At 42.8% G+C, this 13,311-nt stretch carries 10 protein-coding genes and 1 pseudogene; 1 reads left to right on the forward strand and 10 read right to left on the reverse strand.

Annotated elements, in window-relative coordinates; all coding sequences use genetic code 11:
* Nucleotides 1-172 precede the first annotated feature (172 nt).
* The 4 genes from yaaA to B7709_RS01570 all read right to left on the reverse strand — a co-directional run bounded on the left by yaaA (nt 173) and on the right by B7709_RS01570 (nt 5,794).
* Nucleotides 173-901: a peroxide stress protein YaaA gene (gene yaaA / locus B7709_RS01555; RefSeq protein ID WP_084971123.1), complete on the reverse strand. Its 729-nt coding sequence runs from the start codon at nt 899-901 to the stop codon at nt 173-175.
* A 74-nt stretch (nt 902-975) separates the two neighbouring features.
* Entirely contained in the window at nt 976-2,571 is a 1,596-nt protein-coding gene (locus tag B7709_RS01560) for a hypothetical protein (protein ID WP_084971125.1), read from the reverse strand.
* A gap of 11 nt (nt 2,572-2,582) precedes the next feature.
* A complete protein-coding gene (locus B7709_RS01565) occupies nt 2,583-2,993 on the reverse strand; it encodes a peptide deformylase (RefSeq protein WP_084971127.1) in 411 nt (136 codons plus the stop codon).
* A 104-nt stretch (nt 2,994-3,097) separates the two neighbouring features.
* Complete coding sequence (locus tag B7709_RS01570; protein ID WP_084971129.1) at nt 3,098-5,794, reverse strand: cation-translocating P-type ATPase; 2,697 nt, start codon at nt 5,792-5,794, stop codon at nt 3,098-3,100.
* 295 nt (nt 5,795-6,089) lie between these two features.
* On the opposite strand from B7709_RS01570, the gene B7709_RS01575 reads away from it, so the two are divergent.
* Nucleotides 6,090-7,283: a cation diffusion facilitator family transporter gene (locus tag B7709_RS01575; RefSeq protein ID WP_084971131.1), complete on the forward strand. Its 1,194-nt coding sequence runs from the start codon at nt 6,090-6,092 to the stop codon at nt 7,281-7,283.
* A 59-nt stretch (nt 7,284-7,342) separates the two neighbouring features.
* Here the strand turns inward: B7709_RS01575 and B7709_RS01580 are convergent.
* The 6 genes and pseudogenes from B7709_RS01580 to B7709_RS01605 form a co-directional block, all read right to left on the reverse strand.
* Nucleotides 7,343-7,947 (reverse strand): annotated as a pseudogene (locus tag B7709_RS01580) (hypothetical protein).
* Nucleotides 7,944-9,812, reverse strand: coding sequence for an ABC-F family ATP-binding cassette domain-containing protein (locus B7709_RS01585; RefSeq protein ID WP_084971133.1), 1,869 nt, complete (start codon nt 9,810-9,812; stop codon nt 7,944-7,946). Before B7709_RS01585 ends, B7709_RS01580 begins: the two are co-directional and overlap by 4 nt.
* Nucleotides 9,809-11,008, reverse strand: coding sequence for a CCA tRNA nucleotidyltransferase (locus tag B7709_RS01590; RefSeq protein ID WP_084971135.1), 1,200 nt, complete (start codon nt 11,006-11,008; stop codon nt 9,809-9,811). The genes B7709_RS01585 and B7709_RS01590 overlap by 4 nt, the downstream gene beginning before the upstream one ends.
* Nucleotides 11,005-11,772, reverse strand: a complete 768-nt coding sequence (gene dapB / locus B7709_RS01595; protein WP_084971137.1) for a 4-hydroxy-tetrahydrodipicolinate reductase — start codon at nt 11,770-11,772, stop codon at nt 11,005-11,007. The genes B7709_RS01590 and dapB overlap by 4 nt, the downstream gene beginning before the upstream one ends.
* 264 nt (nt 11,773-12,036) lie before the next feature.
* On the reverse strand, nt 12,037-12,885 hold the full coding sequence (locus tag B7709_RS01600) for a DegV family protein (protein WP_084971139.1): 849 nt from the start codon (nt 12,883-12,885) through the stop codon (nt 12,037-12,039).
* 2 nt (nt 12,886-12,887) lie between these two features.
* Nucleotides 12,888-13,262, reverse strand: a complete 375-nt coding sequence (locus tag B7709_RS01605) for a DUF1149 family protein (protein WP_001050092.1) — start codon at nt 13,260-13,262, stop codon at nt 12,888-12,890.
* Nucleotides 13,263-13,311: the final 49 nt, after the last annotated feature.

Here is a 13,311-nt window from a genome sequence, read left to right on the forward strand (position 1 = left end):
TGGACATGTTCATCTTCCTTTATACTGTTTTTCGCAACTCTAGTATATCAGATGAACATGTCTTTTGTGTTGCACTTCATTTTACAACAGAGCGAAAAAATTGCCCCCAAAAGGTCAAACTAAGAGGTTGACTTCTTGGGGACAGCTTATATTATTTTGAATTAAAGATACTTTACACTTGTTTTAAAAAGACGAGTTCTAAGTTACTTGATAAATCAGGTCGGTATTCAAAGTCGGCGAAGCGGAGCTTGCGAGCTTGCTCAACTGTTTGGACTTGGCCTTCTATTAGAGCTGTCAGAAAGGCGCCACGCGCTTTTTTTGAAATGGTTGAGTGGATTTTCAACTGGTCTGCCTTGTTCTCCATAAACTTGAAGGTCACCATTTTTTCTCTGACTTCCTTAGAAAAAACGGTTTCAAACTCTGATGACAAGAGAGAAAATATCAAGTCCTCATCCTGTAGTGCCTCATCATAGGCTGACTTCCAATGACTCTTTAGGGTTTTTCCAGCGACTTTTAACTTCATCAAGAAGTCCAAACGGTGAGGAGCCATGGGAGATAGGGCTGGAACGACGCCATACAAAGCTGATGTAATTAAAACATGATCTTCCAGATAGGCTTGTTCAGCCTCGGTCAATTTATCTCTCTTAATGTGGCGATACATGAGACCGTCAAAGAGTTTCAAGGCTGGATAATGTTTAGCGCTTTGATCTTTTAGAGCTTGAATATGAGCGTACTCTTCTTCTGCTTTCTCGGCAGATACCTTATAAAAAGTCTCTAATTCACTAGCTGAGTAGTGCGCCAGTGAGTCAAGGACTGCCTGACTTTCTTCACTCAAGGGGAGCGCTTCGATACAAGGAAGGTTTGTGTTCATTTCTTTGGCTGTTGGGATTAAAATTTTCATATTGTTAGTGTAGCATATTTTTCAATCGTGACCAAGAATTTCATCTGAAACCTCGGTTTATACCGAGGTTTCTTTTACTTGACTTTAAATGTTTTGAGGTAATTATCTTTTCCAACCTGACCTTCGAAGAATTGACCATTTTCAAGGTAAGGAAGGTCGTCTGACACTAAAGCCTTGACTTTATAAATCTTGCCATCAACTTTAAAGAAGTAGACGGTATCCCCCTTGATGACAGCTGATTTAAGGTCTGAAATCACTCCCTTGATACTTTCTACCGTTTCATTATCCAGATCGAGGTCGTTTTTATTGGCATACTTGCTGAGGAGTTCATCTACCGTAGTTGCTACGATAACGTTTTGGTACTCCACGGCATCGACCAATGCATACTCCTTGACCAAGCCTGCATTGTCCTTTAAGCCCATGATATAAAGAGGCTTGTCATTGAGATTAACAAGGATAGGGAAGGTAGCCTTGTAGGCTTTCTCTTGAACTGCTCCTTCTGCGGAAGCACGGGCAGATTCTTCGGTTGCTGAAGCTAGATTGTACTTGGTGATTTCACCAGTGCGCATGTTTTCAAGGATAAAGCCCAGGTTACTTTCGTCAGCATTTGCTGAAGTCACTCCCGTGTAGAGATAAATGTCATTTCCGATAGAAAGATAGTTATAGCCCTCTGTCGTTTGGGTAACATTTTTCTTAGAAATCAAGGCATTCCAAAAACCGTCTTTATACTTACCGTTGTAGTTGATTTGCTGGATGGTTTCTTCGGCCGGATAAACACGGTCCACCCATTCTGGCACTTCATCCAAGCTATATTCCTTGGTTTCTCCATTAGTAGCATCCAAGATAATAACAGACGAAGGGCGAGGGACTCCTAGACCAAACCGTTTTTGATAAACGGTTGCTACATAGAAAGGATTGCCTTCATCATCCACCTCAAAGGATGGCTTTTTAAAAATCTTGGTTGGGTACTTAATCCGAAGATGACGTTTGACGTCACGGTTAAAATATTCGGAGTCCGAATACTTCATCGGTGTTTTTAAATCCACCAATTCCGCATTTCCTGTCACCATATCAACCTTGATATACTCGCCAATTCCCTTGGCTTGATTGTTGAACCATTTGATCGGGTCGGCATATTCCAAAGGTGTCACCCGATAGGGCTTGCCATCGACCGTCAGCTGGGTATAGGTATCTGCTGCTACGTACTGGGATACCTTATCCGTCAGAGAGCCCAAGTAACGGTCACCAATCTTTTCAGCAGTGCTCCGATCTAGGATTGGAACCTTACTGGTATCACTCTTAGGAAAATCTTTAAAGTCTTTTTCGGTGATAGAGACCACATTAGCATAGTTTTTTGCTTGGAAAAAGCTTGAGGTCACTAAGCTAACCAGACCAGCAAGGGCAAAGATAAGGCCTGCAGCCAGCAACAATCCTCCACCTAATTTATTAAAATGAAGCCCTTCTAGATTGAGTTCGTTGGCAACCTTGCCATGACGTACATGAACTGTCTTGAGGAGATTGGTATCCTTTCGGAAACTAAACAAAATACCCATCACCACCAGATGCCCACAGAGAAAGAAGATGAATTCCCAACTGGTAAGATTGAAGGGTGGTAAAAAGATATACCAAGTCGTTGCGATAAAAACAAGTTCAAAGAGTATGCGTTTCATCTGAGTTCCTCCTAAATAATCCGTCCTTCCAAATGATCCAGTTCATGCTGGCATATCTGAGCTGGAAAACCTGTAAGTGTAATAGTCTGTTCCTGCCACTTATTATCGCGATAGGAAACCGTAATCGTTTCATAGCGAGTTGTTGGTCGCACCCCAGTCAAAGACAAACAACCTTCCTCTGTCTCGTAAGGTTCTTTATAGGAAAGAAGAATCGGGTTAAACATAACCATGGGAACTAGGCCAAGATTAAAGATAATCACGCGCTTCTGCACCCCAATCATATTGGCCGCCAGACCGACACAGGTCTCGCGATTGGCCAGCAGGGTATCCTGTAAATCTCTAGCCAGATAAAGGTCTTCCTGACTTGCAGGTTTCGCGACTTGCGACAAGAATAAGATATCTCGGACAATTTTCTTTTCCATTCTCTTACGCTCCTTGCTACTTTACTTTATTATAGCATAAAAGGGGGCAACTTCTAGTCCTTTCCCTCAAATGCAAAAAAAGTCATCCGAAGATGACTTTCTTTTTAAATCGCGTTCTTATCAAGACCAAGTTTACGTTGAACAAACTTAACGATTTCTACGATGATAATCATTGAGAAGCTTCCAGCTAGAACAATACCCCATTGTGACAAGTCTAGTTTGGTTACGTGGAAGATACCTTCAAGTGGTTCTACGACGATTGTTGCCATGAGAAGGATGAAGGATACCAAGATAGACCAGTTGAAGGTCTTAGACTTGAATGGTCCGACTGTCAAGATGGATTGGTAAACAGACTTAACGTTGTAGGCATGGAAGAGCTGGATCAAACCGAGTGTTGCAAAGGCCATTGTAAGTGCATCTGCGTGAATGGCTTGGTTGTCTCCTACATGGACTGGGTAGGCAAGAGCAAGACCATAGACGGTCAAGACGATTGCCCCTTGGAGTACACCTTGATAGATGATCGAACTCATGACCCCACCTGAGAAGAAGCTTGACTTACGTCCACGTGGTTTGTGGGTCATGACACCTGGCTCAGCAGGTTCAACACCAAGAGCGATAGCTGGGAAGGTATCGGTCACCAAGTTGATCCACAAGAGATGAACTGGCTGTAGAACATCCCAACCAAACAAGGTTGATAGGAAGATGGTCAAAACTTCAGCCGTATTGGCAGAAAGAAGATATTGAATAGTCTTTTGAATGTTTGAGAAGACCTTACGTCCTTCTTCAACTGCGACGATAATAGTCGCAAAGTTATCATCCGCAAGAATCATATCAGAAGCTCCCTTAGAAACCTCTGTACCAGTGATTCCCATACCGATACCGATATCAGCTGTTTTCAGAGCTGGTGCATCATTCACACCGTCACCTGTCATGGCAACGACCTTACCTTGGTTTTGCCAAGCTTTGACGATACGAACCTTGTGTTCTGGAGATACACGCGCGTAAACAGAGTATTGACCAACGACTTTTTCAAATTCTTCATCAGAAAGTTCGTTGAGTTCAGCACCAGTCAAGACATGATCTTCCGAGTCATTTTCATCAATGATTCCCAAACGTTTAGCAATGGCTTCCGCTGTGTCTTGGTGGTCACCAGTGATCATGATTGGACGAATTCCTGCTTCCTTAGCGACACGAACGGCTTCTGCCGCTTCTGCACGCTCAGGGTCAATCATCCCTATCAAACCAGTAAAGATCAAGTTGTTTTCAAGCTCTTCAGAAGTAAGATTTTCTGGAACACTATCGATAATCTTATAAGCACCTGCAAGGACACGCAAGGCTTGGTGAGCCATTTCAGAGTTATTTGTGTGAATTAAGTCATTGACTTGATTATCAATCGGAGCGATATCTCCAGCTTTATCACGAGCAACACAACGTTTCAAGAGTTGATCTGGAGCCCCTTTGACCGCCACTAGAAATTTCCCATCTGGCAATGGATGAACCGTTGACATGAGTTTACGATCTGAGTCAAACGGCAATTCAGCGACTCGAGGATATTTCTCTAAAAATCCTTTGACATCGTAGCCCTTGTCCAAGGCATACTGGATGAAGGCTGTTTCCGTTGGATCCCCGATTAGGTTTCCTTCTGCATCAATCTTAGTATCGTTGGCCAAGACAACAGAACGAAGAAGAGGCATTTCAAGACCTAGTTCAATGTCATCAGCAGAATCATGTAGGACTGCATCATAGAAGACTTTCTCGACTGTCATCTTGTTCATGGTAAGCGTACCAGTCTTATCAGAAGCGATAATCTCAGTTGAACCAAGTGTTTCTACTGCTGGCAACTTACGAACGATAGAGTTTCGTTTAGCCAAAACTTGAGTACCGAGGGCAAGAACGATCGTCACGATAGCTGGGAGTCCTTCTGGGATGGCTGCAACAGCAAGCGCAACAGAGGTCATCAACTCACCAAGTGGATTTTTACCTTGAATGAAGACTCCAACTACAAAAGTAACAAGGGCAATGACCAAAATTGCATAGGTCAAGACCTTAGAAAGGTTATTCAAGTTTTGTTTGAGTGGCGTGTCTGTCTCATCCGCATCTTGGAGCATGCCAGCGATATGACCCACTTCCGTGTACATACCTGTATTGACAACAACACCAAGACCACGACCATAAGTCACATTTGAGTTTTGGAAGGCCATATTGACACGGTCACCAATACCAGCATCTGCAGAGAGCTCGACAGTCAAGTCTTTTTCGACTGGAACAGACTCACCTGTTAGGGCTGCTTCTTCGATTTTAAGGGAATTGGCTTCTAGCAAACGTAGGTCCGCTGGTACCACATCACCTGCTTCAAGGGCAACGATATCACCTGGTACTAATTCTTTTGAATCAATCTCAGCCATGTGCCCATCACGGATAACGCGAGCAGCTGGGCTAGACATAGACTTGAGGGCTTCGATGGCTTCTTCTGCCTTACCTTCTTGGTAAACACCAAAGGCAGCGTTAATGATAACTACGGCTAGGATAATGATGGCATCTGCAATATCTTCCCCACCAGAAGTTATGACAGACAAGATGGCTGCAGCCACCAAAATAATAATCATCAAATCCTTAAACTGTTCGATGAATTTAACCAAGAGAGATTTTTTCTCACCCTCTTCGAGTTCATTACGTCCATATTCAGCTAGGCGTTTCTGTGCTTCGCTTGACGAAAGGCCTTGCTCAGTTGCTTCAACCGATTTCAAGACCTCTTCAGGACTTTGAGTATAAAACGCTTGGCGTTTTTGTTCTTTTGACATGTGTCTCCTCCTTGACTTTGTGTGCAAAACAAGCTCTCTTTTGGTTTTATGACAAACAAAAAGAGACCTGTTAATCATAACAAGTCTCGCTGTTTAAGATAGCGCCGGAAAGCATACTTTGCAGTATACAATTCGGAATGACGACACTATCACAGGTTTCTGCCAGCTACTCCCTTGAGTAGTACTATTATATCAAAATTTGAATAATTTTCAAAGAGTAAAAACTGCCTTATTTGAATTTTCCTTTGAAAACCAGTATAATGGTAGAATATTATACGACTAGAAAGGAAGCCCAATGAACCAATCCATGTCAAATCTTAAGTTAGCTGAGCGTGGGGCCATTATCAGTATTTCGACCTATCTGATTTTGTCTGCGGCAAAATTAGCGACTGGCCACCTCCTTCATTCTTCCAGTTTGGTAGCCGATGGTTTCAACAACGTGTCGGATATCATTGCAAATGTGGCTCTCTTGATTGGGATTCGGATGGCGCGCCAGCCCGCTGACCGTGATCACCGTTTTGGCCACTGGAAGATTGAAGACTTGGCTAGTTTGATCACTTCCATCATCATGTTCTACGTTGGCTTTGATGTTCTGCGGGACACCATTCAAAAGATTCTCAGTCGAGAACAAACACCCATCGATCCTCTGGGAGCGATTCTAGGTGTCTTCTCTGCAGCAATCATGTTTTTCGTTTATCTCTATAATACTCGCCTCAGTAAGAAATCCAAATCCAAGGCTCTGAAGGCTGCCGCCAAGGACAATCTTTCCGATGCTGTTACCTCACTTGGGACTTCCATTGCCATCCTAGCCAGCAGTTTTAATTATCCGATTGTTGATAAACTGGTTGCTATCATCATCACTTTCTTTATCTTAAAGACAGCCTATGATATCTTTATCGAATCTTCCTTCAGTCTTTCAGATGGTTTTGATGACCGTCTGCTGGAGGACTACCAAAAGGCCATTATGGAGATTCCAAAGATTAGTAAGATCAAGTCCCAAAGAGGTCGCACCTACGGTAGCAATATCTACCTTGACATCACGCTGGAGATGAATCCCGATTTATCAGTCTATGAAAGTCATGAAATTGCAGACCAGGTCGAATCTATGCTGGAAGAGCGTTTTGGAGTCTTTGATACCGATGTCCATATCGAACCTGCTCCTATACCTGAAGACGAAATTTTGGATAATGTCTATAAAAAACTACTCATGCGTGAGCAATTGATTGACCAAGGCAATCAACTGGAAGAACTCCTATCTGAAGACTTTATCTATATCCGCCAAGATGGAGAGCAGATGGATAAGGTTTCCTATCAAGCTGAGAAAGAACTTAAAGCTGCGATTACGGACATTCAGATTACCTCCATTAGTCAAAAAACCAAGCTCATTTGCTATGAGTTAGATGGTATCGTCCACACCAGTATCTGGCGTCGCCATGAGACTTGGCAAAATGTCTTCCACCAGGAAACAAAAAAAGAAGACAAACAGTAACCCTATCCAGTGGATAGGGCTTTTTTGATTGATTTTCTTTAAGCTAAACTGGCTTATAGCTATTTGAAAGATTTGCTTTTAGAAGCTTGTTTTGTCTCTTTTCTTGCTTGAAGATTTTGTTCGATACGCCATTCTCTCTCATAGTACTTCATGGTCTCGTATACCCTTTCAGGAAGACCTACATCTAGTAGAATGATAGGGATGATCAAATCTGCTGACTGATGAAAAGGAAAACACCTTCTCTTCAGTAGGGCTAGAAGTGATTGGGATCTCACATTGTCCTTGTTTTTAAAATAAACTTCAATCCGATAGGAATTCCTATACCTCCCTCCAAACCGAGAGAAGGAAAATTCCTCTACATCAGCCCAAGCATAGAAACGACTGACTTTCTTTGGATTCGGTTTGTAGTAAAATCCCTCAACAGTAAATCTCAAATATTTCTTATCCGAACTTAAAAGTCTGTAAGTCAGATAAACTACTACTCCAGCAAAAAAAGTAAAACCAGCATAAACAAAAGACTTACCGTATGAAGTCTGGTCCCCTTTTGCGAATACGAATGGAGATAAAAAAGAGTTAACAAGAAGAAAAGCACCGAAGCTAGGACAAACAAGGCATTCCAAATAATTTTCTTTGGACTACGTTTAATGACTTTTCCTTCCATCATGCTAACTCACTTAAATATTCATAGCGTTCATATTTTTCAAGGAGTTCTTCGTTTTTTTCATCGAGCTCTTTCTGAAGTGTCGCAAGTTTACCAAAATCAGAACCATTGGCCTGCATCTCCTCTTCAATAGCAGCGATACGTTTTTCTAAGGCCTCAATATCTGCTTCAATGCTTGCCCACTCCTGCTTTTCTTGGTAGGTCATGCGTTTCTTATCTTCTCTGACCTTGACCACTTTTTCCTTTTCGGCCTTTTGAACTTGATTGACCATATCTGTTTCAAAAGCTTTTTCGTCAAGGTAGTCTGTGTAATGACCAAAGAAAGTACGGATGCTTCCATTCTCAAAGGCCAGAATCTTAGTCGCTACCTTATCCAAGAAATAGCGATCGTGGCTAACTGTCAAGACAGGCCCAGCAAAACCTTGCAAGAAATTCTCTAAAACTGTCAAGGTCGCAATGTCTAGGTCATTTGTCGGCTCGTCCAAGAGAAGTACATTGGGTTTTTCAAGGAGAAGTTTAAGGAGATAGAGGCGTTTTTTCTCACCACCAGACAACTTCTCAATCAAGGTTCCATGGGTCGAACGTGGGAAAAGGAATTGCTCTAGCAACTCAGCGATGGAAGTTGTAGAACCACCGCTAGTCTTGACTTCTTCCGCTACTTCCTGCAGGTAATTGATGACTCGTTTGCTTTCATCCAATCCTTCGATTTGTTGAGAGAAATAGGCGATACGGACTGTTTCACCGATGATGACTTGACCTGCTGTCGGCTCAAGACTTCCTGCAATCAGATTAAGCAGGGTGGATTTTCCCACACCGTTGTCCCCAACGATACCGATACGGTCTTTGGCCTGCACCAAGAGGTTAAAATCTTGTAAAATCGGCTTGTTCTCATAAGCGAAGGAAACATCTTTAAACTCGATGACCTTCTTACCAATCCGACTGGTCTCAAAGTTCATGGTTAAGTCTGTCTCAGTAGGATTATCTGAAACTTCCTTTTTCAAGTCATGGAAACGATTGATACGAGCCTGCTGCTTGGTCGCACGCGCTTGCGGTTGTCTGCGCATCCAGGCTAATTCTTGCTTATAGAGTTGTTCTTTTTTGTGGAGCATAGCTGCGTCACGCTCATCCTGCTCTGCTTTGAGGCGAACATAGTCCTGATAATTTCCCTGATATTCCGTCAAACTAGCTTGGTCTAACTCGAAAATTCGTGTTGATAGTGCGTCTAGGAAATAGCGATCATGGGTGATAAAGAGAACCGTCTTCTTGGAATTTTTCAAAAAGAGGGTCAGCCACTCGATGGTCGCAATGTCCAAATGGTTGGTCGGCTCATCCAGTAACAAGAGATCGTGGTTTCCTAGGAGAACTTGTGCCAACTGGACTCGTCTTCTCAGACCACCTGACAATTCACCAACTAGGGTCGACAAATCCTGAATACCCAACTTGCTGAGAACGGTCTTGACCTGACTTTCGATTTCCCAGGCTTGAAGGGAATCCATCTCAGCCATGACCCGTTCCAAACGCGCCTGCTTGTCCTCACTATAGTTGAGCATGAGGAGTTCATATTCACGAATGAGCTGGATTTCCTTGAGGTCGCTGGATAGAACCGTATCCAAGACCGTCTTGCTATCATCAAACTCTGGATCCTGAGTCAGGTAGCCAATCTTGTAATCACTCTTAGCTGAAAAGGGACTGACATCCCCATCAAAGCCAGAAACACCAGAAAGGACATCTAAAAGGGTGGTCTTACCCGTTCCATTGACACCAATCAGACCGATTCTATCCAAATCATGGATAATAAAGGAAATATCCTTAAAAACAGTCTTGTCACCGACGGATTTACTTAGTTTTTCAACAATAAAATCACTCATTTTTTCTCCCTCAGGTAAGCATGGATAGCTTGACGATCATTTTCCAACTCTCCATCGACAATGGCAAACTCAATCTCTGTTAAAATATCTCCCAAATCTGGACCTGGCTGGTAACCATATTCCTTGATTAAAACACCACCATTAATCTGAATTTCTTTCTTGTCATGAATGGTCAAACTATGGTAAGTTTCTTTGATGGTTTGTGGGTTGACTGCTTTTCCTTGGGCCTGACGAAGACTTTCAGCTTGTAGAAGGGAATCCAAGTCAAAACGGTAACAATCACGCTTGCTCAACTCTCCTTCTTCTCGTAGAGCCAAAATAGTCAGCAAATCCTGAACCTGCTTGGCAAATTGACGTGAGGTTTTCCAATGCTTCAAAAATGGCTGAGCATCCTCAATTTCCAGTACCCACAAGAGAGCCGCCCAGGCTTGTTCGGAAGACTCAAAAGTGAAATCAGTCTCCAAATCAAACAGTTTGTTGAGCTTGTCCTGGCTCCCTGCCATATCTGGAAGATAGTCATAAACTCGACTCTCAATCATGGAAGACAGACCAACTCGCCAAAAAGGTGCCAGCAATAGTTTATCAAACTCAACGAAGGTGCGCTCCACAGAGATTTTCTCCAAGAGCGGAGTCAAGGATTTCATGGCTTCAAATGTTTCTCGCTCAAGTTCAAAACCAAGACTGGCCTGAAAACGAAAACCACGCATAATGCGCAAAGCATCTTCATTGAAACGCTCACTAGCCACTCCAACTGCTCGCAAGACTTGATTTTCCAGATCTTTGAGACCATGGAACAAATCAATAATTTCGCCTGTCTCATCCAAGGCAAAGGCATTAACTGTGAAATCACGACGTTTGAGGTCCTCTTTTAGCGAACGCACAAAGGAAACCGCACTGGGTCTGCGATAGTCTACATAGACATCCTCTGTCCGAAAGGTGGTTACCTCATACTCCTCGTCACCATCTAAAACCAAGACAGTTCCGTGCTCGATTCCGATATCAGCTGTTCGCGGAAAAATCTGCTTGGTCTCTTCTGGATAGGATGAAGTCGCAATATCCACATCGTGGATAGGACGATTGAGGAGGGCATCTCTGACGGAGCCCCCAACAAAATAGGCTTCAAATCCTGCTTCTTTAATTTTTTCTAATACTGGTAAAGCCTTCTGAAATTCAGAAGGCATTTGCGTTAATCTCATAATAAGTGTTCTAATCCATAGACAAGCTCATGACGCTTGACAACTTCTTTGATTCCCAAATTGACCCCTGTCATGAAGGAGCTGCGATCATAGGAGTCATGACGAAGGGTCAATCCTTCTCCCTGATTGCCAAAGATAACTTCTTGATGAGCTACTAAGCCTGGCAAACGAACTGAGTGGATCCGCATGCCATCAAAGTCAGCACCACGGGCACCTGCAATCAATTCTTCCTCATCAGGCGCACCTTGTTGGATAGACTCTCGAACTTCTGCCATCAACTCAGCTGTTTTAATGGCTGTTCCACTCGGAGCATCTTTTTTCTTGTCATGATGGAGCTCGATAATCTCCACATTTGGGAAATATTTGGCAGCCTGGGACGCAAATTGCATAAGCAAGACAGCGCCCAAGGCAAAGTTAGGGGCGATCAAGCCACCCAAATCTTGTTCACGGGAAAATGCTTTTAGTTCTGTAATTTCTTCACTAGTGAATCCTGTTGTTCCAACTACTGGAGCAAAGCCATTTTCAAGAGCAAAGCGTGTATTTTCGTAGGCAACGGCTGGTGTAGTAAAATCCACCCAGACATCCGCTTCAACACCAGCCAAGTCAGCCTTATCATTGAAGACAGGAATTCCCTGCCATTCTGACTCAGACTCAAAAGGATCCAAAACTGCGACCAAGTCCAAGTCTGGATCAGCCAAGACCATCTGACAAGCAGCTTGACCCATCTTCCCCTTAAAACCGGCAATAATTACTCGAATACTCATCTCTACTCCTGTCTAAGATACAAAGCCTGTAAGAACACAAAGTGAAAATAGGAGTTCTAATCAAGGAGTGTCTACTCCTTGGAAGAACTATCTTTTTCACACAGGGTTCCAGGCGTGTTCAATTATCAAGATACAAAGGACGTTAGCTGCCCATGAAAAATAGGGAATGGCACTGACTTTCCATGAAAGGTAAGACAGGCATCTTTTTTCAAGAGGCAGGTAGGCCGTGTTCAATTGCTAAGATACAAAGCCTGTAAGAACAATTTAGACGATTGGTGTATAGCTCAAGGCGATACTACCTTCTCCAAGGTGGGTCCCAATGACACTACCAAAGGTTTCAATTGGAATTTCAGCAGTCACACCACTCTCCATCAAAAGCTGACGTAAATCCGCTGCCTTTTGAGGAGCGTTCCCATGAATGACTGTTATACGATAGTCCCCATCTTTTGTCAACTCTTTGATGATTTCCACCAAACGTTTGGTTGCCTTCTTTTCCGTACGGACTTTTTCATAAACCTCAATCACCCCTTGGTCATTAAAGAAGAGGATAGGCTTGATACTGAGAAGATTTCCTAGGATGGCCGCCCCATTTGACAAACGTCCTCCTTTAACCAAGTGATCGAGGTCATCTACTATGATAAAGGCTGAATTATCAGCAATTTGAAGAGCTAATTTCTCCTGAATCTGAGCAAAATCATCGCCTTGTTCGGCCCATTCAAAGGCACTCTCTACCATAAATCCTAGAGGGGAACTTGTGATATGGGTATCTGGAAAGGCAATGGTCAAACCTTCATACTCGTCTAACATATATTGGATATTCTGATAAAAGCCTGAAATTCCTGACGAAAGAAAGAGGCCCAAGACATGAGTATAGCCTTCATCTTTCAAGGAACTTAGAATCTCATCCAATTTGGCAATACTTGGTTGACTAGTTTTAGGCAATTCTGCAGACTGAGCCATTTTTTGATAAAATTCCTCAGCAGTCAGATTGACACCTTCCACATACTCCTCCCCATCGATATTGACAGGAATATCCAAGATAAAAAGATTCTCTCTTTGCAGCGTCTTCTCCTCTAAATAGGCTGAAGAATCTGTAATGACAGCTAATTTCATGGCTAAAACTCCAAATTGATTCCTGGAAGATCCAAGGCGATTTCTGTTACTTCATACGTCAAACGGTTGAGCATGTTCAAGCATGGACGTGCCAAGGTTTCGACTTCTTCTTGGTTAAATTCGCTTGGTTCGTTAACAATACGACCTTCCACATGGTTCACTTGAGAAATCGTTCCACTGATGACAAATTTGTCAAAGACAATCATGAAGCTCAAGATAACGACTAAAGAAGTTACTTGATTTTCTTGGTCATGCTGGAGTAACTGAAAGTTCACGTCTACCTTGGTTTCAGGAGCCCCATTTTCATTTTCCCATTCAAAGTTACGAGCATCAAAGTGATACTGGCTAACAAATTCTTGTTCTCGTTTAAGATTCATTTTTCTCTCCCATTGCTACAATTTACTATGCAATTGTACCACATTTTTA

Source organism: Streptococcus oralis subsp. dentisani (genome assembly GCF_002096335.1).
Lineage (GTDB): Bacteria > Bacillota > Bacilli > Lactobacillales > Streptococcaceae > Streptococcus > Streptococcus oralis_Z.

What these genes read in the sequence shown, in the direction of transcription:
- yaaA (WP_084971123.1), bottom strand. Translation starts at nt 901, where the DNA reads ATGAAAATTTTAATCCCAACAGCCAAAGAAATGAACACAAACCTTCCT.
- B7709_RS01560 (WP_084971125.1), bottom strand. Translation starts at nt 2,571, where the DNA reads ATGAAACGCATACTCTTTGAACTTGTTTTTATCGCAACGACTTGGTAT.
- B7709_RS01565 (WP_084971127.1), bottom strand. Translation starts at nt 2,993, where the DNA reads ATGGAAAAGAAAATTGTCCGAGATATCTTATTCTTGTCGCAAGTCGCG.
- B7709_RS01570 (WP_084971129.1), bottom strand. Translation starts at nt 5,794, where the DNA reads ATGTCAAAAGAACAAAAACGCCAAGCGTTTTATACTCAAAGTCCTGAA.
- B7709_RS01575 (WP_084971131.1), top strand. Translation starts at nt 6,090, where the DNA reads ATGAACCAATCCATGTCAAATCTTAAGTTAGCTGAGCGTGGGGCCATT.
- B7709_RS01585 (WP_084971133.1), bottom strand. Translation starts at nt 9,812, where the DNA reads ATGAGTGATTTTATTGTTGAAAAACTAAGTAAATCCGTCGGTGACAAG.
- B7709_RS01590 (WP_084971135.1), bottom strand. Translation starts at nt 11,008, where the DNA reads ATGAGATTAACGCAAATGCCTTCTGAATTTCAGAAGGCTTTACCAGTA.
- dapB (WP_084971137.1), bottom strand. Translation starts at nt 11,772, where the DNA reads ATGAGTATTCGAGTAATTATTGCCGGTTTTAAGGGGAAGATGGGTCAA.
- B7709_RS01600 (WP_084971139.1), bottom strand. Translation starts at nt 12,885, where the DNA reads ATGAAATTAGCTGTCATTACAGATTCTTCAGCCTATTTAGAGGAGAAG.
- B7709_RS01605 (WP_001050092.1), bottom strand. Translation starts at nt 13,262, where the DNA reads ATGAATCTTAAACGAGAACAAGAATTTGTTAGCCAGTATCACTTTGAT.